The organism is Streptomyces fractus (assembly GCF_049844455.1).
GTDB classification, from domain to species: domain Bacteria; phylum Actinomycetota; class Actinomycetes; order Streptomycetales; family Streptomycetaceae; genus Streptomyces; species Streptomyces fractus.
In genome coordinates this window covers 3,857,060-3,883,428 of the sequence record NZ_JBMYHI010000002.1, presented here as the reverse complement: position 1 = coordinate 3,883,428, position 26,369 = coordinate 3,857,060, and the positions used below count along the sequence as shown (strand labels likewise).

The window sequence follows — 26,369 nt, the reverse complement described above, 5'->3', positions numbered from 1 at the left end:
ACGCGCCCGCAGTGCTTTCCCAGGAGGGGGTAGCCCCCGGACCCCCAGGCGGACAGGCAGGCCGTTCGGTGTGACCCGTGCAGCCTGCACACCGCGAACCTGAGTAGGGTGAGGGCAGGGCCGTGACTGGCGCGCTGGGATGGGATCGACCATCGGGAAGCGGCCCGAGCAGTGAGTGCCGTGCGCCTGGGCCGAACCGTGAACCGACCGCGTCCGGAGGCTGCCCCATGACCGAATCCCCGCTGACCCCCGAGTCCACCGCTTACCGTGCCGCCCTCGACGTCGTGCGCGCCGTGGAGCCGCGCGTCGCCGACGCCATCGGCCAGGAGCTCACCGACCAGCGCGAGATGCTCAAGCTGATCGCCTCGGAGAACTACGCGTCCCCGGCGACGCTGCTGACCATGGGCAACTGGTTCAGCGACAAGTACGCCGAGGGCACCGTCGGCCGCCGCTTCTACGCCGGCTGCCGCAACGTCGACACCGTCGAGTCCATCGCCGCCGAGCACGCCCGCGAGCTGTTCGGCGCCCGGCACGCCTACGTACAGCCGCACTCCGGGATCGACGCCAACCTCGTCGCCTTCTGGGCGGTGCTCGCCGACCGCGTCGAGGCGCCATTCCTCGCGAAGACCGGGGTCCGCCAGATCAACGACCTCACCGAGGCGGACTGGGCCGAACTGCGCCAGGCCTTCGGCAACCAGCGGATGCTCGGCATGTCGCTGGACGCCGGCGGCCACCTCACGCACGGGTTCCGACCCAATATCAGCGGAAAGATGTTCGATCAGCGCTCCTACGGCACCGACCCCGCCACCGGGCTCATCGACTACGAGGCGTTGCGTGCGCAGGCCCGTGAGTTCAAGCCGATGATCATCGTCGCCGGGTACTCCGCGTACCCGCGCCTCGTGAACTTCCGGATCATGCGCGAGATCGCCGACGAGGTCGGCGCGACGCTCATGGTCGACATGGCGCACTTCGCCGGCCTGGTCGCCGGAAAGGTGCTGACCGGTGACTTCGACCCGGTGCCGCACGCGCAGATCGTCACCACGACCACCCACAAGTCGCTGCGCGGGCCGCGCGGCGGCATGGTGCTGTGCGACGACTCGCTGAAGGACCAGGTCGACCGGGGCTGCCCGATGGTGCTCGGCGGGCCGCTGCCGCACGTCATGGCCGCCAAGGCGGTCGCCCTCGCCGAGGCGCGGCAGCCGGCGTTCCAGGACTACGCGCAGCGCATCGTCGACAACGCGCGGGCGCTGGCGGACGGGCTCATGCGGCGGGGCGCGACGCTGGTCACCGGCGGCACCGACAACCACCTCAACCTCATCGACGTGGCGTCCTCCTACGGCCTCACGGGACGCCAGGCCGAGTCCGCGCTGCTCGAATCCGGCATCGTCACCAACCGCAACGCGATCCCGGCGGACCCGAACGGGGCCTGGTACACCTCCGGCATCCGCATCGGCACGCCCGCGCTGACCACGCGTGGCCTGGGCACCGGTGAGATGGACGAGATCGCGGCGCTCATGGACCGCGTGCTGACGGCCTCCGAGCCGGGGACCACGAAGTCCGGGGCGGTGTCGAAGGCGAGCCACGTCCTGGAGCCGAAGGTCGCGGACGAGGTCGCGCGGCGTGCCACGGATCTCCTGTCCGGCTTCCCGCTGTACGGCCGGATCGACCTGGGCTGAGTCGGTCCTTCCGGGCGTGGGGCGGGGCTACAGGTCGATCAGTTGTTGCCGCGGTTCCCGTGGTCCCCGCTCCCGCCCCCGTCCCCGTACACGTATGAGCCATATCGCCCCCGCCGCGGCAAGCCCGGCCGCGAGGCCGGTCAGGCCCCACCACACCGGGGCGCGGGAGGTCGTGGTGGGCGGCGGCGCGGGCGGGAACACTCCGGCCCCCGTCAGTTGGTCGACCAGGTGCGGGGAGGCGTGGTGCCAGCGCAGGTCGTCGTCGTTCACGTCGACCTGCGGGTCCGTTCGGATCCACGGCGTGCCGTCCTTCGCGAAGATCAGCTGGTCCTGGCGCTCGATGACCGTGTCGGTGCCGGGCGCCCGGTGCGTCTGGGGCCAGCCCGCGACACCGGTCAGGCCCCACACGACCGTGGCCACCACGGGTGGGAAGTGCCCCTCCTGCCAGGCCTCGGGCACGCGCTCAGTCACCGTGTCGAACCCCGTGGTCAACCGCTCAAGACGGGTGAAGTTCCGGTCCTCGTAGTGCACGGCCACCGAGGGTCCCGCCTTGGCGCCGGGGGCGATCACCACCGCCAGATCCGGCACATCCATCCCGCCGGGCTGCGCGGGCCGGGCCTGTGCCGCGGGCGCGGCCGCCAGCAGCAGCGCCACCACCACGAGCACCACCCGGGCCCACCGGGGCCCACCCCCTCGTGCGTACTGCATCGCCACCCCCGTCGACGCGCCCCCGCGTGACTCCCGCCACACCGCCAAGCTACCGGCGCCCACTGACAACGACCAGGTCGCACCCCGCGGCGCGTAAGGACCTTTGGCCGCTGCGGAGCTGTGCGGTGCACCTGAGACAATGAGGCACATGGCCTCTGATGTTCGCCCTCGTGTGCTCTCCGGTATCCAGCCCACAGCCGGCTCGTTCCACCTCGGCAACTACCTTGGTGCGGTCCGCCAGTGGGTGGCGCTGCAGGAGTCCCACGACGCCTTCTACATGGTGGTGGACCTGCACGCGATCACCGTGCCGCAGGACCCGAAGGAGCTGCGGGCCAACACCCGGCTCGCCGCCGCGCAGCTGCTGGCCGCGGGGCTCGACCCGGAGCGGTGCACGCTGTTCGTGCAGAGCCATGTTCCCGAGCACGCGCAGCTGGCCTGGGTGATGAACTGCATCACCGGTTTCGGCGAGGCGAGCCGTATGACGCAGTTCAAGGACAAGTCGGCGAAGCAGGGCGCGGACCGGGCGAGCGTCGGCCTCTTCACGTATCCGGTTCTCCAGGTCGCCGACATCCTGCTCTACCAGGCGAACCAGGTTCCGGTCGGTGAGGACCAGCGCCAGCACATCGAGCTGACCCGCGACCTCGCCACGCGCTTCAACGGCCGCTTCGGCGACACGTTCACGCTCCCGGCGCCGTACATCCTCAAGGAGACGGCGAAGATCTACGACCTTCAGGACCCGTCGATCAAGATGAGCAAGTCGGCGTCGACGCCGAAGGGCCTCATCAACCTGCTCGACGAGCCGAAGGCGACCGCCAAGAAGGTCAAGAGCGCCGTCACCGACACCGACACCGTGATCCGCTACGACGCGGAGAACAAGCCGGGCGTCAGCAACCTGCTCACCATCTACTCCACCCTCACCGGTGCCGGTATCCCGGAACTGGAGGAGAAGTACGAGGGCAAGATGTACGGTGCGCTGAAGACGGACCTGGCCGAGGTCATGGTGGACTTCGTGACACCGTTCCGGACCCGCACCCAGGAATATCTGGACGACTCGGAGACGCTGGACTCGATCCTGGCCAAGGGCGCGGAGAAGGCGCGGTCCGTCGCCGCCGAGACCCTGTCCCAGGCCTACGACAAGGTCGGCTTCCTGCCCGCCAAGCACTGAGCCGAGCGCGGAGAGTCCGCAGAGCGCGATGCCGCCCGCCCGCCACACGACGACAGGAGTATGACGTGGGGACCGTAACGATCGGTGTTTCGATCGCGGTCCCGGAGCCTCACGGCAGCCTGCTCCAGGAGCGGCGCACGGGCTTCGGCGACGCCGCGGCGCACGGCATTCCCACGCACATCACCCTGCTCCCGCCGACCGAGGTGGACGGCGGCGACCTCACGGCGATCGAGGCGCACCTGGAGGAAGTGGCCTCCGGCGGGCGCCCGTTCGCGATGCGGCTGTCCGGGACCGGCACGTTCCGGCCGCTGTCACCCGTCGTGTTCGTGCAGGTCGTCGAGGGCGCCGAGGCCTGCACGTGGCTGCAGAAGCAGGTGCGGGACGCGTCGGGCCCGGTCTCCCGCGAGCTGCAGTTCCCGTACCACCCGCATGTGACCGTGGCGCACGGCATCGACGAAGCGGCGATGGACCGCGCGTTCGCGGAGCTCGCCGAGTACGAGGCGGCCTGGGCGTGCACCGGGTTCGCGCTCTACGAGCAGGGCGCCGACGGAGTGTGGCGCAGGCTCCGGGACTTCGCCTTCGGCACATCGTCACTCCCCGCACAGCCCTCGGGCCGCACAACCCGCGGCCCGAAACTGCCGGCGAGCTAGGACCTGCCGTTCGGATCAGACCGGGCTCGCGGGGCCCGGCCTGATCCAAACGGCAGGCCCTGGGCCCTGGCCGTCACACCGGCAGTCGTCGGAACAGTGGGCGCGGTACGTGTCGCAGTGCCGACATCACCACGCGCAGTGTTCCCGGTACCCACACCGTTTCCGACCTGCGTCGCAGCCCCGTCTCGATGGCTTGCGCAACTGCGCCGGGCGTCGTGGCCATCGGGGTCTCCGCCAGTCCGGCCGTCATCTTCGACCGTACGAAGCCGGGGCGGACGATCATGACGTGCACGCCCGTCCCGTGCAGCGCGTCCCCGAGGCCCTGCGTGAACGCGTCGAGGCCCGCCTTGCTGGAGCCGTAGATGAAGTCGGCGCGGCGGGCCCGCTCGCCCGCCGCCGACGACAGGACGACGAGCGAGCCGTGGCCCTGGGACTGCAACGCCCGCGCGCACACGAGGCTCGCGGAGACGGCGCCCGTGTAGTTGGTCTGCGCGACGCGGACCGCCGACATCGGGTCGTCCTCGTCGTGGGCCTGGTCGCCGAGGATGCCGAACGCGAGCAGCACCATGTCGATGTCGCCGTCGGTGAAGAGCTTGCCGAGCGTCTCCTCGTGCGTGGCGGGGTCCAGCGCGTCGAAGGGGACCGTACGCGTGTCGGCGCCCAGGGCACGGAGTCCGGCCGCGGCCTCGTCGAGCGCGGGGGAGGGGCGGCCCGCCAGCCATACGGTGCGGGTGCGGCGGGCGACGAGGCGGCGGGCGGTCGCCAGGGCGATCTCGGAGGTGCCGCCGAGGACGAGGAGGGACTGGGGGGTGCCGAAGGCGTCTTTCAACGGGGTCTCCAGGGAGGCGGGTCGGGCGGGTGGCCGGTCACAGGTCCAGGCGCCGTGACAGGTCCGAGCGGAACACCCCCCGCGGGTCCCAGCGCGCCCGCAGTGAGCGGAAGTCGTCGAGGCGCGGGTACATGGCGGTGAGCAGCTCGGGCCGCAGCCGGGAGTCCTTGGCGAGGTGGACGCGCCCGCCCGCGGCGGCCACCTCCTCGTCCAACTCGTCGAGGAACGCGCCCAGTTCGGGCAGGTTGGCGGGGATGTCGAGCGCGAGGGTCCAGCCCGGCGTCGGGAACGACAGCCAGCCCGGGTCCCCTTCGCCGAAGCGCTTGAGGGTGGCGAGGAGGGACGGGCAGCGGCGCTCGGCGACGCGGTGCACGATGCGGCGCAGCGCCTCCTCCTCGCCGTGTCCGACGACGAACTGGTACTGCACGAAGCCGCCGCGCCCGTAGACGCGGTTCCAGTGCGGGACGCCGTCGAGCGGGTGGAAGTACGCGGAGAGCTTGCGCAGTTCGCCGGTGCGGGCCCTGGGCGTCCCGCGGTACCGGAGCTCGTTGAACAGGCCGACGCTCGTGCTGCCGAGCAGCCCCTCGGGGAGGAAGTCGGGCGCCGCGGGGAGGCGGGCGGGGCGGAACTCCAGCGGGGTCCTGCGGGCCCGTGCGGGCAGCGCGTCGAGCGGCGCGTGTTCGGCGCTCGTGAGCACGCCGCGGCCCGTCGCGGCGCCGCGCGCGAGCAGGTCGACCCAGGCGGCGGCGTAGCGGTGGCGGTGCTCCGTGGCGGCGAGCCGGGCCATCAAGTCGTCGAAGTCGGCGGCCCGTTCGGTGTCGACCGACATCAGCGACGTCTCCACGCGCTGGAGTTGGACGGTCGCCGTGAGGATGATCCCGGTCAGGCCCATGCCGCCGGCCGTCGCGTCGAACAGTTCGCTGCCGCGCTCCACGACGCGTACCCCGCCGTCGGCGGTGAGGAGTTCGAGCATGGGGACGTGGCGGGCGAAGGAGCCGCGGGCGTGGTGGTTCCTGCCGTGGATGTCGGCGCCGATCGCCCCGCCGACCGTGACATAGCGGGTGCCGGGGGTGACCGGAACGAACCAGCCGAGGGGGAGCAGCACCTCCATCAGGCGGTGCAGCGAGACGCCCGCGTCGCACAGCACGGTGCCGCCTGCGGCGTCGATGGCGTGGATCCGGTCGAGGCCCGTCATGTCGAGGACGTCCCCGCCCGCGTTCTGCGCCGCGTCCCCGTACGCCCGGCCGAGCCCTCGCGCGATGCCTCCGCGGTGTCCGGCGGCGGCGCAGTCCCGGACGGCGACGACCGCTTCCTCGTAGGAGCGGGGGCGGATCACACGGGCCGAGGTGGGGGCGGTGCGGCCCCAGCCGCTGACCGGTACGGAGTGCTCGGCGGAGGGAAGAACGGAGAGGGGGGATACGGGGTCGGTAGCGGGGTCGGCAACCATGACGGCGACCGTATCGCCCGAAGGTGCGAAGTTTGTCGTAAACCTTGCGATCCCTCACCGGAACGGGTGATCGAAGCGGGCTTGGAGGGCAGGCTGAGATCATGGATTGGCTGAAGAAACTCCCCGTCGTCGGGCCGCTGTTCGCCCGGCTGATGCGGACCCACGCCTGGCACGCCTACGAGCGCCTCGACGCGGTCCGCTGGTCCCAGCTCGCCGCCGCGATGACGTTCATCAGCTTCCTCGCACTGTTTCCGCTGCTCACGGTCGCCGCGGCGGTCGCCGCAGGAACCATGGGGCCCGATCAGCAGCAGAAGCTGGAGCAGACGCTCAGCGACCAGGTCCCGGGCATCTCCAACCAGTTGGACATCGGGGCGCTGGTCGACAACGCCGGCACGATCGGGCTCATCGCCGGGGCGCTGCTGCTGTTCACGGGCGTCGGCTGGGTCGGCTCGATGCGGCAGTGCCTGCGGGACGTGTGGGAACTGCCCGACCCCGACGAGAACCCGATCATGCGCAAGCTCAAGGACGCCGGGGTCCTCGTCGGGCTCGGCCTCGCGGGCATCGTGTCGATCGCGGCGTCCGCCCTCGCGGCCACGGCCGTCGACTGGACGGCCGACCAGGTCGGCATCGACAAGGCGGGCTGGGGCGGCTTCCTGCTCCAGGCCGCGGCCTTCGGGATCGCGGTCCTCGCGGACTTCCTGATCCTGCTCTACGTCCTGGCCCTGCTGCCCGGGGTGCAGCCGGGCCGCCGCGACCTGGTCACCGCGGCGCTGATCGGGGCGGCGGGCTTCGAGCTGCTGAAGCTGGTGCTCAGCGGCTATATGAAGGACGTCGCGGCGAAGAGCATGTACGGCGCGTTCGGCACGCCCGTGGCCCTGCTCCTGTGGATCAACTTCACCGCGAAACTGCTGCTGTTCTGCGCGGCGTGGACGGCGACGAGCCGAAAGGGCCTGCGCAAGACGGAAGAGGCGGAGGAAGAGGCCGAGGCGGAGGAGATCAGCCCTTCGTGATCTTCAGCGGCCACTTCTTCCGCACCACGAACACCGCTCCCGCCAGCACCACGAGCACCCCGCCGACGATGGCGAGCGCGATCCCGACCCCGCTGGAGCCGCCGGACGCGACGGCGGCGTGCGCGGCCGACTTGGCGGGGCCCGCGTCACCGGGGCTCGGGGACGCCGCGCCCGCGGGCGTCTCGCTCCGCGGCCCGACGAGATGGCCGACGGGGGAGACCTTGCCGTCGGCCTGGAACCCCCAGTCGAAGAGCCGCGTGGTCTCCTTGTAGACCGCCTGGCTCTCCTTCGCCTTCGGGTTCATGACGGTGACGAGCAGCACCCGGTCGCCGCGCTCGGCGACGCCCGTGAACGTGGCTCCCGCGTTCGTCGTGTTGCCGTTCTTCACGCCCGCGATGCCCTTGTACGCGGGCAGGCCCACGGAACCGGTGAGCAGCCGGTTGGTGTTCTGGATGCCGAACTGCTTGGTGGTCTTCCCCTTCTTCTGCTTCATGGGGAACTCGGCGGTGGCCGTGGCGGCGTACTCCCGGAAGTCCTTCTTGTGCAGCCCGGAACGGGCGAACAGCGTCAGGTCGTACGCGGAGGAGTGCTGCCCCGGCATGTCGTAACCGTCGGGGCTGACGACGTGGGTGTCGCCCGCCTGCAACTCGTCGGCGTGCGCCTGCATGTCCTTGACGGTGCGGGCGACGCCCTGGTTCATGGCGGCCAGGACATGCACCGCGTCGTTGCCCGACCGCAGGAAGACGCCCAGCCACAGATCGTGCACCGAGTACGTGAAGCCCTCCTTGACGCCCACGAGGCTCGACCCGGCGCCCATCCCCGCCAGGTCCGAGGGCACCACCTTGTGCGTCGTCGTCTTCGGGAACTTCGGCAGCACGGTGTCCGCGAACAGCATCTTCAGCGTGGAGGCCGGCGGCAGCTCCCAGTGCGCGTTGTGCGAGGCGAGCACCTCACCCGACTCGGCGTCCGCCACGAGCCACGACTTCGCCGTCAGATCCTTCGGCAGGACGGGCGCGCCGCCCTGAAGGTTGACCTGCGTCCCCGGCTTCCCCAACTGGGCGCCGCCCACCTGGGACATCGACGCGGGCGGCTTGTCGTCCTTGTCCTTGTCCGCGGCGACCGCGGGCAGCGCCCCGGCGAACGTCAGGGCGGAGGCGGCGATCAGCACCGCGGCCTTCTTCAAATGCGACGTCGGTCGCGCGGCGTGGAAGTCGGACACGCTGGTGAAGGTACCTGTACCTGCCTTGTAAGTCTCCACCGCTGCGTGCTGTGTTCGCGCCGACCCACCCCGGCGGCGGTGCGCGAGACCGCGCGGCGATACTGAGGGTATGAAGCTCAGCCGCCCCGTGTCCTGGTTCCTGCTCGCCTTCGGGGTGTGGAGCTGGGTCATCTGGATCACTTTCGTCAAGAATCTCGTCAAGGACGGCAGCGGCCTCGCCTTCGACGACGCCGGCGATCCGACCGCGTACTTCTGGGTGCATCTGACGCTCGCCGTCGTCTCCTTCGTATTGGGGACGGTCGTCGGGGGCATCGGGTTGCGTTCCGTGCGCACACTGCGTCGGACCTCATAGGCGTCCGGGCAGATGGTCGTCGTCTTCGTACTCGTCGCCGCCGTTGTCCTCGCGGTGTTCGTGGCCCTGCATTACTACGCGTGGCGTCGGCTCGTGCGTGGGACGACCGGCAAGGGTGGGTGGCCCAGGCGGGTCGGCACCTTGGTGTTCGTGGTCGGGCCCGTGCTGATGTTCGCGGCGCTGGCGGCTGAGCGGGGCGGGGCGCCGTTTCTTGTGCAGCAGGTGCTGGCCTGGCCCGGGTTCCTGTGGATGGCGTTCGCGCTGTATCTGCTGCTCGCGCTGCTTGTGGGGGAGGTCGTGCGGCCCCTGCTGCGGCGGGTTCTCGAGCGCGGGAGGCCCGCCGTCGTCGCCGCTGAGGAGACCACGGTGCGTGTTCCGGTGCCGGAGCTGCGGGAGCTGGAGCCGGTCGCAGGGCTCGGCCGCGCACCCGCGCCCACCCGGCGCCTCGTCCTCGCCCGGACCGTCGGCGCCGCCGCGACCGTGGCCGCCGCGGGGGTCGTGGCCGGGGGCGCGTACGGCGTGCTGAAGGGGCCGGCGGTGAAGCGGGTCACCGTGCCGCTGGCCAAACTGCCGCGCGCGGCCCACGGGTTCAGGATCGCCGTGGTCAGCGACATCCACCTCGGGCCCGTGCTCGGGCGGGGCTTCGCCGAGCGGGTGGTCGAGACCATCAATGCCACGCAGCCCGATCTCATCGCCGTCGTCGGGGATCTCGTCGACGGGAGCGTGGAGGATCTCGCGCCCGCCGTCGCTCCGCTCGCGAAGCTGAGCGCCCGGCACGGGACGTACTTCGTCACCGGGAATCATGAGTACTTCTCCGGCGCCGATCCCTGGGTGGAGCACGTGCGCGAGCTCGGGCTGCGGCCGCTGGAGAACGCGCGTGTCGGTGTCGGCGCCTTCGATCTCGCGGGCGTCAACGATGTCTCCGGGGAGAACTACGGCGAGGGCCCCGACTACGCGAAGGCGCTCGGCGACCGGGACACCTCCCGCGCCTCCGTCCTCCTCGCCCACCAGCCCGTGATGATCCACGAGGCGGTGAAGCACGGCGTCGACCTGCAGCTCTCCGGGCACACGCACGGCGGCCAGCTGTGGCCGGGCAACTTCGTCGCGGCCGCGTCCAATCCGACGCTCGCGGGCCTCGACCGGTACGGCGACACCCAGCTGTACGTCAGCCGGGGCGCGGGCGCGTGGGGGCCGCCGGTGCGGGTGGGCGCGCCGTCCGACATCACCGTGGTGCAGCTGGCTTCCCGGCAGGCCTGAGCTACGCCCTTCTGCGGCGGCCCGTCGGCTTCGCGCGGCGGCGCAGGGCCAGCAGGCCGCCGCCGGCGAGGGCCGCCAGGGCCATGGAGCCGCCGAGCGCCCAGTCGTCGCCGTGCGAGCCGGTGGACGTGCTCGCGGCGGGGCCCGCGCCCGCCACGTGGGGCGCGCGCGTCGACTTCGGGCGCTCGCTCAGCGGTGTGACCAACTCGCCGACGGGCCGCACCTTGTTCGCGGCCGCGAAGCCCCAGTCGAGCAGCGCGGCCGTCTCCTCGTACACGGCTTCGTAGCCGGACTTCGGGTGCATCACGGTGACCAGGAGGGTGCGGCCGCCGCGGGTGGCGGCGCCGGTGAAGGTATTGCCCGCGTGCGAGGTGTAGCCGTTCTTGACGCCGATGAGGCCCTCGTACGGGGTGACGCCCTGCCCGGTGAGGAGGCGGTCGGTGTTCTGGATCTGGAACGTCTTGGAGCCGCCCGCGGGGAAGTCGGCGACCTTGGTGGCGCAGTAGCCGCGGAAGTCGTCGTTCTTCAGCCCGGCGCGGGCGAACAGCGTCAGGTCGTACGCGGACGAGACCTGCCCGCGATGGTCGAAGCCGTCCGGGCTGACGACGTGGGTGTCGTTCGCCTGGAGGTCCTTCGCGCGGGCCTGCATCTGCGCGACCGTCTTGTCGATGCCGCCGTTCATCGAGGCGAGCACGTGCACCGCGTCGTTGCCGGAGCGAAGGAACACGCCCTGCCACAACTGGTGCACGCTGTACGTCGTCCCGGCCTGGACGCCGACGAGGCTGGAGCCGAACGGTATGTCCGCGAGGTCCTCGGCCGTCACCTTGTGCCGCATCGTGTGCTCGAACTTCGGCAGCACGGTGTCCGCGAACAGCATCTTCAACGTGGAGGCCGGTGGCAGCGGGCGGTGCCCGTTGTACGAGGCGAGCACCTCGCCGCTGTCGTTGTCGGCGATCAGCCACGCCTTCGCGGCGAGCTTCGGCAGCTTCGGCGCACCCGCCCCGCGCCGCACCTGCACGCCCGAGGCCGCGAGCCTCGCCCCGCCGACGGCGGAGGAGGCGGCGGAGGCGGTCTGCGCGGGCAGCGCGAGCGCGGCGGCCGCACCCGCGCCGAGGCCGAGGGCGGTGCGGCGGGTGACGTGCGAGGACGAAGTGGAGCCGGGCATCCCGTGAAGGTACAGGCCAAAGGCCGGGTAAAGAGAAGCGGGTCCCGCCGGAGGGCTCAGTTCCGCGCCAGTTCCGGTCTCTTGAGGTAGTCCGTGAAGCCGATGACGTTGCCCCAGGGGTCGGCGAATTCCACGACGTGGCCGGTGGAGGTGGAGAAGGGCGGGTCGAGCAGGTCGATGCCCGCGGCGCGCAGTGTGTCGGCCGTCGCGCGGGCGTCCGGTACCTCCAGCCACAGGCGTGCGGCGGGCCAGGCGGGCGGTCTGTGGCCGAAGCCCTCCTCGGCCCGAAGGAGCAGCCCGGGCGTCTCCTTGCCGGCCGCGAGGAGTGCGATGCCGGCCTCGTCGATGCGGCACTTCACGGGGAACCCGACGCGCTCGTAGAAGGCGACGGCCTCGGCCAGGTCGCCGACGGGGAGCAGGGTGTTGTCGAACCCGAGGATGTCCAGCTCATGTGACATAGCGTCAGATTAGCGAGCAACTGGGCAAAAACGGCGAAGGCCCCACTCCCGGGAGGGAGCGGGGCCTTCGGGGCCCTGCGGCGAAGTGCCGGAAGGTCAGAAGCGGCGCGTGATCAGCGCCCGCTTCACTTCCTGGATCGCCTTGGTGACCTCGATGCCACGCGGGCAGGCGTCCGTGCAGTTGAAGGTCGTGCGGCAACGCCACACACCGTCACGGTCGTTGAGGATCTCCAGGCGCTGCTCCCCGGCCTCGTCACGCGAGTCGAAGATGAAGCGGTGGGCGTTCACGATGGCGGCAGGACCGAAGTACTGGCCGTCGTTCCAGAACACCGGGCAGGACGACGTGCACGCGGCGCACAGGATGCACTTGGTGGTGTCGTCGAAGCGGGCCCGGTCCTCGTCGGACTGGTGGCGCTCACGCGTCGGCTCGTTGCCCGTCGTGACGAGGAACGGCATGACGTCGCGGTACGCCTGGAAGAACGGGTCCATGTCGACCACGAGGTCCTTGAGGACCGTGAGGCCCTTGATGGCCTCGACCGTGATCGGCTTCTCTGGGTTGATGTCCTTGAGCAGCGTCTTGCAGGCAAGACGGTTCTTGCCGTTGATCCGCATCGCGTCGGACCCGCAGATGCCGTGCGCGCAGGAGCGACGGAACGTCAGCGTGCCGTCCTGCTCCCACTTGATCTTGTGCAGCGCGTCGAGAACCCGCTCCTTGGGGTCCATCTCCAGCTGGAAGTCCTGCCAGTTCGCCTCGTCGGAGACCTCCGAGTTGAACCGGCGCACGCGCAGCGTGATCGTGATGTTCGGGGTGTCGGCGAAGCCGGGCTCGGGAGCCGCGGTCTTCTCCATGGTGGGAGTAGCCATCAGTACTTACGCTCCATCGGCTGGTAGCGGGTCTGGACGACCGGCTTGTAGTCGAGACGGATGGACTCGCTGCCGTCGTCGCCGACCTCGCGGTACGCCATGGTGTGGCGCATGAAGTTGACGTCGTCGCGGGTGGGGAAGTCCTCGCGGTAGTGACCGCCGCGCGACTCCTTGCGGGCCAGGGCGGAGGTCGCCATGACCTCGGCCAGGTCGAGCAGGTTGCCCAGCTCGATGGCCTCAAGGAGGTCGGTGTTGAACCGCTTGCCCTTGTCCTGGACCGAGATGTTCTTGTACCGGGCGCGCAGCTCGGCGATCTTCTCGACGGCCGTCTTGATCGTCTGCTCGGTGCGGAACACCATCACGTTGGCGTCCATGCACTCCTGGAGCTCGTTACGGATCACCGAGACGCGCTCGGTGCCCGTGGAGTCGCGCAGCATCTCGATGCGCTCCTCGACGAACGTCGACGGGTTCTCCGGCAGCTCGACGAACTCGGTCTTGTGCGCGTACTCGGCGGCCGCGATGCCCGCACGACGCCCGAAGACGTTGATGTCGAGCAGCGAGTTGGTGCCGAGGCGGTTGGCGCCGTGCACGGAGACGCAGGCGACCTCACCGGCGGCGTACAGGCCGGGGACGACAGTGGTGTTGTCCGCGAGGACCTCACCCTCGACGTTCGTCGGGATGCCGCCCATGGCGTAGTGCGCGGTCGGCTGGATCGGGATCGGGTCCGTGTAGGGCTCGATGCCGAGGTAGGTGCGCGCGAACTCGGTGATGTCCGGGAGCTTCGCGTCGAGCTGCTCCGGCGGCAGGTGCGTGAGGTCGAGGTAGACGTGGTCGCCCTCGGGACCGCAGCCGCGGCCCTCACGGATCTCCGTGTAGATGGAGCGGGACACGACGTCACGGGACGCGAGGTCCTTCATGACCGGCGCGTACTTCTCCATGAAGCGCTCGCCGTCCTTGTTACGGAGGATGCCGCCCTCACCACGGGCGCCCTCCGTGAGAAGGATGCCCATGCGCCAGATGCCGGTCGGGTGGAACTGGAAGAACTCCATGTCCTCCAGCGGGATCCCGCGCCGGTAGCAGGCGGCCTGGCCGTCGCCGGTCAGGGTGTGCGCGTTGGAGGTCACCTTGAAGAACTTGCCGGTGCCGCCGGACGCGTAGATGACCGACTTCGCCTGGAAGACGTGGATCTCGCCGGTGGCCAGCTCGTAGGCGACCACACCGGCGGACTTCTTGACGCCGTCTTCCTCGACGATCAGCTGGTCCAGGACGTAGAACTCGTTGAAGAACTCCACGCCCTCCTTCACGCAGTTCTGGTACAGCGTCTGAAGGATCATGTGGCCCGTGCGGTCCGCGGCGTAGCAGGACCGGCGCACGGGCGCCTCGCCGTGGTTACGGGAGTGACCGCCGAAGCGGCGCTGGTCGATGGTGCCGTTCGGGGTGCGGTTGAACGGCAGGCCCATCTTCTCCAGGTCGAGGACCGAGTCGATGGCCTCCTTCGCCAGGATCTCGGCGGCGTCCTGGTCGACCAGGTAGTCGCCGCCCTTGATCGTGTCGAAGGTGTGCCACTCCCAGTTGTCCTCCTCCACGTTGGCGAGCGCGGCGGCCATGCCGCCCTGCGCGGCGCCCGTGTGGGAGCGGGTGGGGTAGAGCTTGGTCAGCACGGCGGTGCGGCTGCGCTTCGTCGACTCGATGGCCGCGCGCATGCCGGCGCCGCCGGCGCCGACGATGACGGTGTCGTACTTGTGAATCTTCACGGTTTCTCGCCTCGGCTTAACGGATGTTGGGGTCGAAGGTGAAGATCACCAGCGTGCCCAGCAGGACGGTGAAGACCGTCGCGGCGTACAGCAGGCCCTTCAGCCACATACGGGTCTGGGGGCGCTCGGCGTAGTCGTTGATGACGGTACGCAGGCCGTTGGCGCCGTGCAGCATCGCGAGCCACAGCATGAGCAGGTCCCAGCCCTGCCAGAACGGGGACGCCCAGCGGCCCGCCACGAAGGCGAAGCCGATCTTGGAGACGCCGCCGTCGAGGACCAGCTGGATCAGCAGGTGGCCGAGGACCAGGACGACGAGGACGACACCCGACAGGCGCATGAACAGCCATGCGGCCATCTCGAAGTTGCCGCGCGTGGAGCGCGGGGTCTTCGAGGTGCGCTTGCGGGGGGCCTCGATGTACGGGGCCGGGTTGTCGACGTCGTAGAGCGAGACGCCCTCTACAGGGCCGACGCCGGACGACGCGGGGGTGGTGTCAGCGGACATATCTGGCCTCAGCTCCCGAAGAGTGCGCGGACGGCGTGGCCGAGGACGGGGTACAGGGCCCCGACCATGAGGACGATCCAGATGCCCATGACGGTCCAGAGCATCTGCTTCTGGTAGCGCGGGCCCTTCGACCAGAAGTCGACGGCGATGACACGCAGGCCGTTGAGCGCGTGGAAGAGAATCGCGGCCACGAGGCCGTATTCCAGAAGCGCGACGATCGGCGTCTTATAGGTACCAACGACATCGTCGTACGCCTCAGGGGAGACGCGGACGAGAGCGGTGTCGAGGACGTGCACGAACAGGAAGAAGAAAATGAGGACACCGGTGACTCGATGAGCCACCCACGACCACATGCCTTCCCGGCCGCGGTACAGCGTTCCAGCCGGCACGGAAGAACCCTCCGGGAGCGGGGACTAGAGCCGCGCCGCCACGCGTAAGCAAATTGATACAGCAGTGTCGGGCGGGCCCAGCCGGGTACGGTCCACCGGCCGCTCGTCATCGTATCGACGAGTTGTCGGGACACTCGCACGGGGGCCTTATGTGTGATCAAACAGGCAATCAAACAGGCACGTACGGGCTATTGATGCCGGTTTCCCGGCCGGTTTCGCGGTCGGTGTCCCGACGGGTCAGCCGGGCGAGCCGGCCCCGGGCGAGTCGGCGCAGCTCCTCGGCGGCCAGTTCGCGCTCGTGCACCGGGTCGTGGCCGAGCCGGGTGCGCAGGCCCGCGAGCAGGTGGTCGAGGGCCTCACCGGGTGCGATGTCGTCCAGGCAGATCACGAAGGGGTGGCCGAAGCGGGTCTGGTACGCGCCGTGGGCCGCGAGCAGCGCGGTGCTCGCGGCGGCGTAGGCATCGGCCTGCGGCAGCGGCAGGTCCTCGGCCATGAGGGCCTCGGTGACGTCCGCGGGCGCGAGGTCGTACGCCGCCTCGTCGGACGCGGCGAGCAGCGCGTCCACGTCCGGGTAGGGGCGGTGCGCGGCGACCCGGCGTGCCCAGGCCCGGCTGCGGCAGCATGTGTGCAGCAGCTGCTCGGCGGCCTCCCGCGACAGCGCGTTGAAGCGCGCCAGGCCTCCGGCGGGGCCGGAGGCCGTGGCCTGGACCGGTATGGGCAGACGGCCGGGAGTCTGGAGGGGGCTCAGCGGGGGCCTCCGGCGGGCGCGGGCGGGGTGGTTGTGGCGTAACGCTAGCGATGGTGCTCCGCGGGTGGCCGGTAGACGGGGGAATTTCACTCGGACGGGCCGGTTTGCGGGGGTTGGGTGGACGGTACGCGCGAGTCGCGTTCTTTGTTCGGTTCTCTTTGCTGCTGTCCGACTCGTCGTGGTTGCGTTTGCGCAGTTCCCCGCGCCCCCTTGGGTCCACCGTTAACGTCGGCGGCGTACGTGTCCGGTCGATCGGGTTCAGCGAGGTGTTCGTGGAGAAGGAGCGGCAAGCTCTGAAGGTCGTCGCCGTCGGGGTCGTCCTGGTCACGGCCGTGGGGTGCTCGGGTGGTGGCGGGTCCCCGTCGGACGGGAAGTCGGCGACGTCCGCGGCGCCCTCGCCCACCCGCTCGTACCCGCTGTCGAAGCCCGCGCACACGATCCCCGAGGTGCGCGACTTCACGCCTGCGCACGGGCCCGGCTGGAAGCCGGACGGCGGCAGGGTCGTCGTGAAGGACGGCGAACTGGCCGACGAGGGGCGGCTCGTCGCCGACGAGCTGGGCCTGAAGTACGCCGGGGACGGGAGCGCGGGGGCCGGCGACGTCGAGCTGGCGATCGGCGGGAAGAGCGGGGCGAACCCGGAGTCGTACCGGATGTCCGTGAAGGCCGGAACCGTGCGGATCTCCGGGCCGAGCGACACCGGCGTGTTCTACGGGACGCGCACCCTCAAGCAGGAGGTGCACGGCGGTGCGAAGGCGCCGGAGGGTGTCACCGCCGACGAACCCGCCAAGCCGCAGCGCGGGTTCAACCTCGACATCGCGCGCAAGCACTTCACGGCCGACTGGATCAAGGACCGCATCCGGGACATCGGGGACCTCAAGTACAACCAGCTCGGTCTGCACTTCTCCGACGACCAGTCCTTCCGGATCGAGTCCGACTCGCATCCGGAGGTCGTCTCCAAGGACCACCTGAGCAAGGCGCAGGTGAAGGACATCCTGCGGCTGGCCGCTCAGCGGCACATCACGGTCGTGCCGGAGATCGACTCGCCGGGGCACCTCGGCGCGGTGATCGCCGCGCATCCCGATCTTCAGTTGCGCGACGCGAGCGGGGTGGCGGCGCGCGGCGCCGTCGACATCTCGAAGCCGGGCGCCGCGAAGATCGTCGACGATCTGCTGAAGGAGTACGCGCAGCTGTTCAAGGGTGCGTACTGGCATCTGGGTGCCGACGAGTACCGGGCGCTGATGAGCGAGAATCCCGAGGCCTCCTACCCGCAGCTCGCCGCCGCCGCTCGCGCGAAGTACGGGGCGAACGCGAAGGTCCAGGACCTCGCGCAGGGCTGGCTCAATGACCGGGCGAAGGCGATGGAGCCGTACGACCGGAAGCTGAAGGCCTGGAACGACGGGTTCTACAAGGGCGGGGTCGTCGACGCCGACAAGGGCATCGAGGTCGCGTACTGGACCGGCAAGGAGATCGGTGCGCGCGAGCCCGTCGAGTACCTGGAGGAGGGGCGGAAGATGACGAACTACAACGACGAGTTCCTCTACTACGTCCTCGGGCAGCCGAACACCTTCGTGTACCCGACCGGTGAGCGGATCTACAAGAGCTGGACGCCGCGCGTCGTGCGCGGGACGAGCCCGGTGCCCGCGAAGTACGACGACCAGATCCTCGGCGGCTCCTTCGCCGTGTGGTGCGACATCTCGGGGGCGCAGACCCCGGCGCAGGTCGCGAAGGGCGTCCGGATGCCGCTGCGGGCGACCGTGCAGAAGCTGTGGGACCCAGGGAAGCCGGAGCTGAGCTGGCCGAAGTTCGTCGAGCTGGCGGACAAGCTGGACGGCTGACCGCCCCGATCCGTCGTTTGATCCGTCGTTCTGGTGGCGAAGTCCCTTACGGCTGTGGTCTATTCGGCCGCAGGTACGACGTATGTGGCGTACACCGGGACGGGGGGAACGGGCATGGGGTACTGGGGCTACTACGTGGTCGCGAGAAGCGGTCAGCCGCTGGACAAGTGCGAGGCCCTGAGCGGGGTGCGCGAGGAGCTGACGCTCCTGGAGGAGCGGGCCGGCGACTGGCAGGTGTGGGAGTGCCCCGGTGGCGGCGAGCAGGCGCGGGACGTGGGCAGCATGAACGCGCTGGCGGCGGAGACCGGGGCGCCCGCCCTGTTCGCGTACGTCATGGACTCCGCCTGCGCGGTCGTCGAGGCGGCCGGTCCTGAGAGCGGCTCGTGGACGGCGTGCCTGGGGCGCGCCGCGATGACCCGGTACATCGGCGGGGACGAACGCGCCCTGGAGGACTACTTCCTGCCGCCGGGCGACGCCGCCGAGCGGGCCGTCGGCTGGGCCGGCGAGTGCGGTCGCGAGGTGCCGCTGGAGCCGCTCGACGAGGTGCTGCGCGCGGCCGCCGAGCCCTCGGCCGAGGAGCTGTTCTTCCGCTTCCTCGACCGGCTCGGCGTGCGAGGGCTGTGACGTTCCGTGGCGCGCGGGCGCAGTTGGTTACGTAGGCGGCAAGGGGAATTGCCGGGTCCGCGTCCGGAGGAGCGTTACGTCCATGAGCCTGGTGGAACTGATCGCGCAGGCCGATGAACGCGGCCTTGCCACGAGTGGGCTCGGCTGCCTCGACCGGTGTGTTCCGCTGCTCGGCGTCGGCGGTCCCGGCGATCCCGAGGAGGACGTGCTGCGCCCGCTGTGGGCGAGCCTCGCGGAGGACGGCGCGGACTGGGGCGCGCGGCTCGTGGCGGCGCGCGGTGCGCTGAGCGGCGCCGAGGGCGAGGGCGAGGCCGCGGAGCTGGTGCGGCGGATGCTCGGGGCCGCGCCCGAGCGGGCGGTGACCGAGGCGTGGCGGGAGTGGGCGGACGCCTGCTCGGTGGCCGCGCTCCAGGTGCACCGGATGCTCGATGTGGCGCAGGACCGGGCGACCAGCGTGAGCGCGCGCCGCGAGGGCCGCACCGACGGGATGTCGCCGCTCGTCGCGGCCGAACTGCGCCGCCAGACCCAGATCCTGGAACTGCTCGCGGGCGGTGGCGCGGGCGGGCTGCGGCAGGCCCTCGTCGTCTCGACGGAGGGGCGCAGAGTGCTGCGGGCGGCCGTCTCGCGGCGCGCGCGGGGGACTGAAAGGTGAGGGCCGTGGGGGCTTGGCGGCCCCCACGGCCCTCACCGGTGCAACTCGCCCGCTACGGAGCCAGGTTGGTGCCCAGGCGTGCCGTCGCCGGGGTGCCGAGCGTGGTCTTCGTGAGGTTCTCGGTCGAGGAGAGGCCCAGACCGCTGGAGTTGCTCGGTACGTAGGTCAGCATGCCCTCGCCCGTGTTCTCGCCCGCCGAACCGATCACCAGGTCGGTGCGCCCGTACCCGGAGAGGTCGGTCAGGGCGACCGCGGAGCCGAGGTTGTCGTCCGTCTCGGTGGAGCCGGGGACGCCGCTGGTGTCCTGCGTGACGGTGAGCGCGCCGGTGCCGGTGATGCCGCTCGAAGTCCCCTTCAGGAGGATCGAGTTGCCGGCGTTGGAGCGGTTCGAGGTGCGGGTGATGTCCTCGTTCGGGGCGCCCGCGAACACGTCCGCGTAGCCGTCGAGGTTGTAGTCGCCCACCGCGATGGAGGCGCCCATCGCGTCGCCCGCCTCGGCGGCGCCGGGGACGCCCGACGTGTCCTGGTGGACGGTCTTGGCGCCCGTCGTCGTCAGTCCGCCCGCGGCCGTGGACGTGGCCGGGGAGCCCTTGACGAAGGTGACCTGGCCGCCGGCGTACGCGCCCGACTCGGCGGTGTACGGCTGGCCGATGGCGATGTCGTCGACGCCGTCGCCGTTGATGTCGCCGGCGCCGATGGAGCGGCCGCCCTTGACGGACAGCGTGGCCGCCTTGCGCAGGCCGCCGGAGCCGCCCTTGTACCAGACGACCTTGCCGATGCCGTCGCCGTCGCGGTAGTTGAGCGCGACGTCCGCGTAGCCGTCCTGGTTGAAGTCGCCGGACGCGGCGTCCTCGTAGGACAGGTTGTCCTCGGTGGTGGTGATCGTGGAGTCGGTGTCCCAGCCGTCGCCGTAGCGGGCGCTCCAGGTGCCGCCGGTGCCGGTGGAGGCGGCGAACACGTCGGCCTTGCCGTCCGCGTTGAAGTCGCCGACGGCCACGGCGGAGCCGAACCTGGCGTCGGTCAGCTCGTAGCTGCCGTCGATGTTGACGCCGGTGCCGGAGGTGAAGTCCGGGCCGTTCAGGATCGTGTACGCGCCGCGGTTGGAGTGACCGCTCGTGTCGTCCTCGCCGGGCTGGCCGACGACGATGTCGGTGTAGCCGTCGCCGTTGATGTCGCCGGTGGCGGTGGACGCGCCGAACTCGTCACCGCTCTCGCCGGTGCCCGGCACGCCCGAACTCGACTGCGAGATCAGCTTCCTGCCGGTGGCCGTGGGCCCGGAGACGCTGCCGGGCACGAGGGCGATCTGGCCGCCGCTCGACCCCTTCGGGAGGCCGGCGACGATGTCGTCCGTGGCGTCGCCGACGACGTTCTGGGACGCCAGGGCGTGCGAGACGCCCGGGGCGGCGGCGAGCGTCGCGATGCGGCTGAGCTTCGGGTACAGGTTCGCGCCGGGGCACGCGGTGGAGTTGGTGTCCCGGTGGCCGAAGACGCGGGGGAGGGTGATGGTCGAGCCGTCGGCGACCTTGTTGCCGTCCTGGCCGAGCGTGCCGTTGGACGTCAGCGTCACCTTGTCGGTCGCCTTGATGCCGTACTGGCCGAACTTCCAGGCGGTGACGCGGGCGATGGCGTCGAGCGCGGCCTTCGTGGGCTTCGCCGACTCGAAGTTGCCGATGTACGAGATGCCGACGGTGTCCGTGTTGAAGCCGTAGTCGTGGGCCCCGTGCACCGGCAGGTCCATGCCGCCGGTGCGGCCCTCGAAGATCTGGCCGCAGCGGTCGACCACGAAGTTGTAGCCGATGTCGTAATAGCCCTTGGCGACGTGGTCCTGCTGGATCTCGCGCAGCCGCTGGGCGCTCTGCGCGCACGGAATCTGGTTGTCCAGGTCCACGCCGGTGTGGTGCACGACGGCGGCCTTGATCTCCGTGTCGTACGTGGGAGTTCCGTCGTGCGGGAGGCCGGGGCCCCACACCGACTGGGGGATGATGTTCGGCTTCACGACCGTCGACGGGCGGGCCGGGGGCGGCGTCTCGTCGGAGGTGAACGCGGCGGGCTCGGGGGCGCCCTTGCGGGTGCCCGTGCCCGGGTCGATCAGCTTGACGTCCATCCCGGACGGCAGTCCTGACGCCTTGCCGTCGGCGTCGACGACGCGTACCTCGACGCCGTTCGCCGGGCTCCGTGTCGGCACGGACGCGGTGCCGCCGCGGATGTCGGTGCCCTCGCGCTCGGCGCCGTCTGCGTCGTTGGTGTCCTTCGGCAGGGTGGTCCAGGAGCCCCACGCGCCGGACTTCGCGTCCCGCGCCCGGAACTGGGCCGAGCCGTCGATCCCGTCCTTCGGGTTCTTCCACGTCACCGACACGGCGTTGAACGGCTCCGTCGACTTCTGCGGAACGACCTTCCGGTCCGCCTTCGTCTCCAGGCTCAACGTGTGCACGGCCGCCGCCCGGTACGCGGCCGTCCCGGCCGCCTCCGTGCCGGGATCGGCCATCGCGTACGACACGACTCCGGCGCCGCCGACCACGACCGCCCCCATCGTGATCCACGCTCTCCGCTTGAGACTCAGCGGCTTGTACGCGTGCGATCTGCGCGCGTCCGCCGCTTTTTCTCGCGAATGTCGCGGGCTCAATTGCCCCACCCCTTGATGAAGTTCACATGGACCCCGCGTGTCACGCGGGTAGATGCTCTATCCAGCGAACGACCGTCGAAATACGTCACAGGTTGCACGGGTGTGGCGTACGTCACTGCGTGGGGCCCTGTGACGTTTTTGTGGAGGGCGGCGCTGATCCGGTCAGGGGGTGACCGGTTGGGCCAGGGAGGGGAACCCCGTCGTGCGCAGGCGCAGGACGGGGAGCTGGGCGCGGCCGTCGCGCGGGCCCAGGAGGGCGACGAGGCCGCCTTCGCCGTCGCCTACCGGCTCGTACAGCCGGGGCTGCTCGGGTATCTGCGCGGGCTCGTGGGCGACGAGGCGGAGGACGTCGCCTCCGACGCGTGGCTGGAGATAGCGCGGGACCTCGGCAGGTTCCGGGGTGGCGGGGCCGGGTTCCGCGGGTGGACCGCGACCATCGCGCGGCACCGCGCCCTCGATCTGCTGCGCCGTCAGAAGGTGCGGCCGCGGCCGTCCGTCCTGGAGCAGGACGTGCTGGAGCTGCCCGGCGGGCACGACACCGCGGAGCAGGCCCTGGAGGTCCTCTCCACCGAGCGGGCGCTCGCGCTGCTGGACCTGCTGCCGCGCGATCAGCGGGAGGCCGTGCTGCTGCGGGTCGTCGTCGGACTCGACGCGCCCGCCGCCGCCCGGGTCCTCGGCAAGCGGCCGGGAGCCGTGCGCACGGCGGCGTACCGGGGGCTGAAGCGGCTCGCCCGGCAGTTCGGGGGCGGCGGAGCGGGCGGGCATCCGGTGTGACGGATCGGGTGCCGCGCACGCTGGGGGAGGCGAGATGACTGCGCATTCCCCGCCGCCGGTCGAACCCGGCGACGAAGCCGACGGAGCGGGCCGCGCCGTCGACCGGTCCTCGGTCGGCGCGCTGCTCGGCGACGCCGTGCGGGGCGCCACCCCGCCCCCGGGCGCCGCCGAAGGAGAGCGGCGGGCACTCGCCGCGTACCGTGCGGCCCGCGCGTCGGGTGCGCTCACCGCGGCGCCCCGCCGGCGCGACGACTGGCGCCCGGGCGGACCCTAGGTGTGCTGTCTCGGCACGTTGGTGACGGCGGTCCGGAAAAGCGGGACGGCCGAGGTCGCCACCCCCCACAGGAGAGACCCCGGCCGCCGCGCGTTACGGGTCGCGAACGGCCCGTACTTATCTCAGCGCCGCCGGTGCGTTTTCTGTCACACCGCCCTGAGACACCGTTGGTTGCAAGTTGTACGAACATGGACGCGAGGACGTTTCAGGCCGTAGCGTTCTGGTTCGCGCCGGACGTGCGCACTCGTTCGGACGGCGCACACGGCTTCACGGCCAGAGCAGGGCAGGGGCAGGGAGTGCTGGGGGACGACGCGGAGCTGACCGCCGCGGTGCTTGCGGCGCGGGACGGGAGCGAGGCCGCGTTCCGGACCGTGTACCGCACCGTGCACCCACGGCTGCTCGGATACGTACGCACGCTCGTCGGTGACGCGGACGCGGAGGACGTCGCGTCGGAGGCCTGGCTTCAGATAGCCCGGGACCTCGAACGGTTCGAGGGCGACGCCGACCGGTTCCGCGGCTGGGCAGCCCGGATCGCCCGCAACCGCGCGCTCGACCACATACGCATGCGGGGACGCCGGCCCGCCATCGGCGGCGACGAGACCGAGCTCACCGGCCGACCCGCCCTCTCCGACACCGCCGACGAGGCCATGGAGTCACTGGCCACCGGCAGCGCCATGGAGCTCATCTCCAAACTCCCGCAGGACCAGGCCGAGGCCGTCGTGCTGCGCGTCGTCGTCGGGCTCGACGCGAAGAGCGCCGCGCAGACCCTCGGCAAACGGCCCGGCGCGGTCCGCACCGCCGCGCACCGCGGCCTGAAACGGCTCGCCGAACTGCTCGGCGCGGCCGAACCCACGGCGGCCGGGAACGCCGCCGACTCCCTCGAAGCGGTACCGACTCCACGGCGTGACCGCACCCGTACGGCGACGTCCGCCGGTGTGACGCATTCGCGTTCGCGGACGCAGAAGGACATGTGATGGCCGACGAGCACGACAAGTGGCTTAACCGCGACGCGGCGGACCGCCTGCTGCGCGGAGAGGCCCCGGCCGTCTCCGGTGATGCCGCCCTGCGGGCCGACCGGCTGACCGCCGCGCTGTACGCGCTGACCGAGGTGCCGGCCGGGCCGGAAGGTGAACTCCCGGGTGAGGACGCCGCGTTGAAGGCGTTCCGCGAGACGCGCGCCGTCGCGGCTGTGAACGGCGCAGTGGACGGCGCAGCGAACGGTGCTGTGAACGGGACCGAGGGCGGCGCGGCGAACGGGGCCGAGAGCGGCGGGGTGAGCAGGGCCGCGAGTGGATCCGCGCGTGCGGGCCGTGTTCGGCGGTCCGCCGGATCCGCCCGGTCCGCCCGGCCCGTGTCGAACGCGCCCGGGCGGCGTTCGCTCTGGGGGCGGCCCGTGCGGCTCGGAGCCGTCGCCGCGTTCGCCGCGTGCATGGTCGGCGGGGTCGCGGTCGCCGCGGGGACCGGGGTGCTGCCCTCGCCGTTCCGCGAGTCGGACGACCCGGCGCCGGCCGCGTCCGTGTCCGCCGCCGCGAGCCCCGACCGGCCGCTCGCCTCTTCCTCCGCGGGGGTCACCGAGGACGGCCACGCGGTGCCGGGCCCGACGAAGCCGTCCGGCGCCTCCGGCAGCGGGTCCGCCTCCGGCTCCCCGTCCCGCGGCCACGGCGAGGCCGGTCCGGGCGACGGCCGCACGTCCAAGGGCCGGGGCCAGGGTCAGGACCAGGGGCAGGGCCCCGGATCGAACGCGAGCGGCAACCAGATGGCGAAGGGCCAGGCGCGCAAGCTCGTCGACACCTGCCGCAAGTACCGGGCCGGGGAACTCGGCGCCGGGGACGTGCGGCGCCTGGAGTCGTCCGCGAAGGCCCTCGGACAGGACACGCGGAGCCTCGGCCGCTTCTGCGACCGCGTCCTGGCCCGCGCCGGAACCTCCGGCGCGGCGGCCGGCGAGACCACCTCGCAGCACACGGACAACAAGAGCGACTCGGGAAGCACGAGCGCCTCGGACAACGGCAACGGCAACGGTTCGGGCGGCAAGGGCGGCGGCGAGAACGAGGGCGACAACGAGGACGAGGACGGGGACCCGGGCGCCACCGCGAGCCCCAGCGCGAGCACCGGTCCCAGCCCCGACGCGGCCTCCGGCCCGAGCCCGAGTCCCAGCGCCGGCTCCACTGCCGGAGCCGGCGCGACTCCGTGACCTGCGGAAACGTAACGGGTCAAAAAGGTTGCGCTCCAGGTGTGACGTTTCTGGACGGCGCGGCGCAGTAAAGAGTGAGCCGACTGGTCATCGGCCGAGCACGAGCCCGGGTTCCCCCCCGTACCTGTGGCTCGGTGCCACTGGCGCGGGTGGGACACGTTCCCCCGGTCCCACCCGCGCCACTCACCTCCTCGCCCGCTGGGGCTCACCAATAGACGACGACTTTGTCGCCGGTCCTCACCTGCGCGAACAGCCTGGCGATCGTCCGCTCGTCCTTGACGTTCACACAGCCGTGCGAGGCCCCCGCGTACCCGCGCGCCGCGAAGTCCGACGAGTAGTGCACCGCCTGGCCTCCGCTGAAGAACATCGCGTACGGCATAGGGGTGTCGTAGAGCGTCGAGACGTGGTGGCGAGACTTGAAGTCGACGTGGAAGACGCCCTCGCGGGTCGGTGTGTACTGGGACCCGAACCGCACGTCCGTCGTCAGCACGCGCCTGCCGTCCACCATCCACGCCAGCGTGCGGCTGGTCTTGCTGATGCACAGCACCCGCCCCTTCATACAGCGCGAGTCCGGCTTCGCCGGAGGCTGCCCGCCGAACGCGTACAGCTCCCACTTGGTCGGCTCGTGCGTCATCCGCAGCAGCCGCTTCCACGTCACGGTGTCCGTCTCACCGGTGCGCGGCAGCCCGCGCTTGCCCTGAAACCCCTTGACCGCCTCGGTGGTCGACGCGTCGTACGTGCCCGAGGGCCCGGTGAAGAGCCAGGCCACCTGGCGCAGCCGCGCCTGTAGTTCCCGTACGCCCTTGGCCTTGTCGCCCGGGGCGAGGAGGACCTTGGGGGAGGGTTTCGCGGAGGCGGAGGCCGACGGCTTGCCGTCGTCGCCCGGGGACGGTGTCGCCTTCTGCGCGGGCGACGACCGTGCCGGGGTCGCGCGCCCGCCGTGTTCCACCGCCTGGGCCGTGCACCCGCCGACCAGGGCCAGCACCCCGGTGACCGCGATCGATGAACGTAGGACAGCTGTCCGCATGACGTCCCCCCGCCTGCCGCGCCGCTCTCTCGTGTCACGTCAGATGCTGCCCGCGCCGAAACGTCCTCGAACTCGGCGTGCGCCCCAGGTGGTGGCGGGCATGTGATGACGAGGGGCAAACGCGGGAAAGTCTGTGAGCAAGGTCCCAGCGCGCGGCTCTCCACTGGCCGCACGCC

Annotated in this window: 26 protein-coding genes and 1 riboswitch; of the genes, 13 read left to right on the top strand and 13 right to left on the bottom strand. The window is 71.2% G+C overall.

Annotated features, from left to right (window positions below; genetic code table 11):
* The first annotated feature begins 112 nt into the window (after nt 1-112).
* A riboswitch (ZMP/ZTP riboswitch) is annotated at nt 113-199 on the top strand.
* A gap of 28 nt (nt 200-227) precedes the next feature.
* Entirely contained in the window at nt 228-1,676 is a 1,449-nt protein-coding gene (locus tag ACP4E5_RS19310; RefSeq protein WP_425830377.1) for a glycine hydroxymethyltransferase, read from the top strand.
* Nucleotides 1,677-1,703: 27 nt separating this feature from the next.
* Here the strand turns inward: ACP4E5_RS19310 and ACP4E5_RS19305 are convergent, their stop codons facing one another.
* Nucleotides 1,704-2,384: a hypothetical protein gene (locus tag ACP4E5_RS19305; protein ID WP_425830375.1), complete on the bottom strand. Its 681-nt coding sequence runs from the start codon at nt 2,382-2,384 to the stop codon at nt 1,704-1,706.
* 148 nt (nt 2,385-2,532) lie between these two features.
* Between ACP4E5_RS19305 and trpS the strand changes: the two genes are divergently transcribed.
* Nucleotides 2,533-3,549 (top strand): tryptophan--tRNA ligase, encoded by a 1,017-nt coding sequence (gene trpS / locus ACP4E5_RS19300; RefSeq protein WP_425830373.1) that lies wholly within the window; start codon nt 2,533-2,535, stop codon nt 3,547-3,549.
* A 65-nt stretch (nt 3,550-3,614) separates the two neighbouring features.
* Nucleotides 3,615-4,199 (top strand): 2'-5' RNA ligase family protein, encoded by a 585-nt coding sequence (locus ACP4E5_RS19295; RefSeq protein WP_425830371.1) that lies wholly within the window; start codon nt 3,615-3,617, stop codon nt 4,197-4,199.
* A gap of 73 nt (nt 4,200-4,272) precedes the next feature.
* Here ACP4E5_RS19295 and dprE2 read toward each other — a convergent pair whose 3' ends face one another.
* A complete protein-coding gene (dprE2, locus tag ACP4E5_RS19290) occupies nt 4,273-5,028 on the bottom strand; it encodes a decaprenylphospho-beta-D-erythro-pentofuranosid-2-ulose 2-reductase (protein ID WP_425830369.1) in 756 nt (251 codons plus the stop codon).
* A 37-nt stretch (nt 5,029-5,065) separates the two neighbouring features.
* Nucleotides 5,066-6,475, bottom strand: coding sequence for a decaprenylphosphoryl-beta-D-ribose oxidase (gene dprE1 / locus ACP4E5_RS19285; RefSeq protein ID WP_425830367.1), 1,410 nt, complete (start codon nt 6,473-6,475; stop codon nt 5,066-5,068).
* A 101-nt stretch (nt 6,476-6,576) separates the two neighbouring features.
* On the opposite strand from dprE1, the gene ACP4E5_RS19280 reads away from it, so the two are divergent.
* Nucleotides 6,577-7,485 carry a YihY/virulence factor BrkB family protein gene (locus ACP4E5_RS19280; RefSeq protein ID WP_425830365.1) on the top strand — a complete coding sequence of 303 codons (909 nt, stop codon included), beginning with the start codon at nt 6,577-6,579 and terminating at the stop codon, nt 7,483-7,485.
* Here the strand turns inward: ACP4E5_RS19280 and ACP4E5_RS19275 are convergent.
* Nucleotides 7,472-8,704: a D-alanyl-D-alanine carboxypeptidase family protein gene (locus ACP4E5_RS19275; RefSeq protein ID WP_425830363.1), complete on the bottom strand. Its 1,233-nt coding sequence runs from the start codon at nt 8,702-8,704 to the stop codon at nt 7,472-7,474. The two genes, ACP4E5_RS19280 and ACP4E5_RS19275, sit on opposite strands and share 14 nt — an antisense overlap.
* 109 nt (nt 8,705-8,813) lie before the next feature.
* Here ACP4E5_RS19275 and ACP4E5_RS19270 point away from each other — a divergent pair, with 109 nt between their 5' ends.
* Together ACP4E5_RS19270 and ACP4E5_RS19265 are read left to right on the top strand one after the other, a co-directional pair.
* Nucleotides 8,814-9,056 (top strand): SCO4848 family membrane protein, encoded by a 243-nt coding sequence (locus ACP4E5_RS19270; RefSeq protein WP_385764609.1) that lies wholly within the window; start codon nt 8,814-8,816, stop codon nt 9,054-9,056.
* 12 nt (nt 9,057-9,068) lie between these two features.
* Nucleotides 9,069-10,313, top strand: a complete 1,245-nt coding sequence (locus ACP4E5_RS19265; protein ID WP_425830361.1) for a metallophosphoesterase — start codon at nt 9,069-9,071, stop codon at nt 10,311-10,313.
* A gap of 1 nt (nt 10,314) precedes the next feature.
* Here ACP4E5_RS19265 and ACP4E5_RS19260 read toward each other — a convergent pair whose 3' ends face one another.
* The 7 genes from ACP4E5_RS19260 to ACP4E5_RS19230 form a co-directional block, all read right to left on the bottom strand.
* Nucleotides 10,315-11,478 (bottom strand): D-alanyl-D-alanine carboxypeptidase family protein, encoded by a 1,164-nt coding sequence (locus ACP4E5_RS19260; protein ID WP_425830359.1) that lies wholly within the window; start codon nt 11,476-11,478, stop codon nt 10,315-10,317.
* 56 nt (nt 11,479-11,534) lie between these two features.
* Nucleotides 11,535-11,936 carry a VOC family protein gene (locus tag ACP4E5_RS19255; protein ID WP_425830357.1) on the bottom strand — a complete coding sequence of 134 codons (402 nt, stop codon included), beginning with the start codon at nt 11,934-11,936 and terminating at the stop codon, nt 11,535-11,537.
* Nucleotides 11,937-12,032: 96 nt separating this feature from the next.
* Complete coding sequence (locus tag ACP4E5_RS19250; protein WP_425830355.1) at nt 12,033-12,800, bottom strand: succinate dehydrogenase iron-sulfur subunit; 768 nt, start codon at nt 12,798-12,800, stop codon at nt 12,033-12,035.
* Nucleotides 12,800-14,554, bottom strand: coding sequence for a succinate dehydrogenase flavoprotein subunit (sdhA, locus tag ACP4E5_RS19245; RefSeq protein WP_425830353.1), 1,755 nt, complete (start codon nt 14,552-14,554; stop codon nt 12,800-12,802). Before sdhA ends, ACP4E5_RS19250 begins: the two co-directional genes overlap by 1 nt.
* A 16-nt stretch (nt 14,555-14,570) precedes the next feature.
* Nucleotides 14,571-15,056, bottom strand: coding sequence for a succinate dehydrogenase hydrophobic membrane anchor subunit (locus ACP4E5_RS19240; RefSeq protein WP_425830351.1), 486 nt, complete (start codon nt 15,054-15,056; stop codon nt 14,571-14,573).
* Nucleotides 15,057-15,064: 8 nt separating this feature from the next.
* Entirely contained in the window at nt 15,065-15,445 is a 381-nt protein-coding gene (gene sdhC, locus ACP4E5_RS19235; protein WP_266713332.1) for a succinate dehydrogenase, cytochrome b556 subunit, read from the bottom strand.
* A gap of 169 nt (nt 15,446-15,614) precedes the next feature.
* A complete protein-coding gene (locus tag ACP4E5_RS19230) occupies nt 15,615-16,283 on the bottom strand; it encodes a 2-oxo-4-hydroxy-4-carboxy-5-ureidoimidazoline decarboxylase (protein ID WP_425830349.1) in 669 nt (222 codons plus the stop codon).
* 176 nt (nt 16,284-16,459) lie between these two features.
* On the opposite strand from ACP4E5_RS19230, the gene ACP4E5_RS19225 reads away from it, so the two are divergent.
* The 3 genes from ACP4E5_RS19225 (at nt 16,460) to ACP4E5_RS19215 (ending at nt 19,304) form a co-directional block, all read left to right on the top strand.
* A complete protein-coding gene (locus ACP4E5_RS19225) occupies nt 16,460-18,028 on the top strand; it encodes a beta-N-acetylhexosaminidase (RefSeq protein ID WP_425830347.1) in 1,569 nt (522 codons plus the stop codon).
* Between the two features lie 114 nt (nt 18,029-18,142).
* Nucleotides 18,143-18,652 (top strand): hypothetical protein, encoded by a 510-nt coding sequence (locus tag ACP4E5_RS19220; protein ID WP_425830345.1) that lies wholly within the window; start codon nt 18,143-18,145, stop codon nt 18,650-18,652.
* Between the two features lie 82 nt (nt 18,653-18,734).
* The gene (locus ACP4E5_RS19215; protein WP_425830343.1) at nt 18,735-19,304 is read left to right on the top strand and encodes a hypothetical protein; all 570 of its coding nucleotides are present in this window, start codon (nt 18,735-18,737) and stop codon (nt 19,302-19,304) included.
* A gap of 52 nt (nt 19,305-19,356) precedes the next feature.
* On the opposite strand, the gene ACP4E5_RS19210 is transcribed toward ACP4E5_RS19215, so the two are convergent.
* Nucleotides 19,357-21,834 (bottom strand): N-acetylmuramoyl-L-alanine amidase, encoded by a 2,478-nt coding sequence (locus tag ACP4E5_RS19210; protein ID WP_425830341.1) that lies wholly within the window; start codon nt 21,832-21,834, stop codon nt 19,357-19,359.
* A 270-nt stretch (nt 21,835-22,104) separates the two neighbouring features.
* Here ACP4E5_RS19210 and ACP4E5_RS19205 point away from each other — a divergent pair, with 270 nt between their 5' ends.
* The 4 genes from ACP4E5_RS19205 (at nt 22,105) to ACP4E5_RS19190 (ending at nt 25,166) form a co-directional block, all read left to right on the top strand.
* Complete coding sequence (locus tag ACP4E5_RS19205) at nt 22,105-22,701, top strand: RNA polymerase sigma factor (protein ID WP_425830339.1); 597 nt, start codon at nt 22,105-22,107, stop codon at nt 22,699-22,701.
* A 34-nt stretch (nt 22,702-22,735) separates the two neighbouring features.
* Entirely contained in the window at nt 22,736-22,975 is a 240-nt protein-coding gene (locus ACP4E5_RS19200) for a hypothetical protein (RefSeq protein WP_425830337.1), read from the top strand.
* A 296-nt stretch (nt 22,976-23,271) separates the two neighbouring features.
* Nucleotides 23,272-23,949 (top strand): RNA polymerase sigma factor, encoded by a 678-nt coding sequence (locus ACP4E5_RS19195; protein ID WP_425841467.1) that lies wholly within the window; start codon nt 23,272-23,274, stop codon nt 23,947-23,949.
* Nucleotides 23,949-25,166 carry a hypothetical protein gene (locus ACP4E5_RS19190; protein WP_425830335.1) on the top strand — a complete coding sequence of 406 codons (1,218 nt, stop codon included), beginning with the start codon at nt 23,949-23,951 and terminating at the stop codon, nt 25,164-25,166. Before ACP4E5_RS19195 ends, ACP4E5_RS19190 begins: the two co-directional genes overlap by 1 nt.
* 205 nt (nt 25,167-25,371) lie before the next feature.
* Here the strand turns inward: ACP4E5_RS19190 and ACP4E5_RS19185 are convergent, their stop codons facing one another.
* Nucleotides 25,372-26,193, bottom strand: a complete 822-nt coding sequence (locus tag ACP4E5_RS19185) for a L,D-transpeptidase family protein (RefSeq protein ID WP_425830333.1) — start codon at nt 26,191-26,193, stop codon at nt 25,372-25,374.
* Nucleotides 26,194-26,369 lie beyond the last annotated feature (176 nt).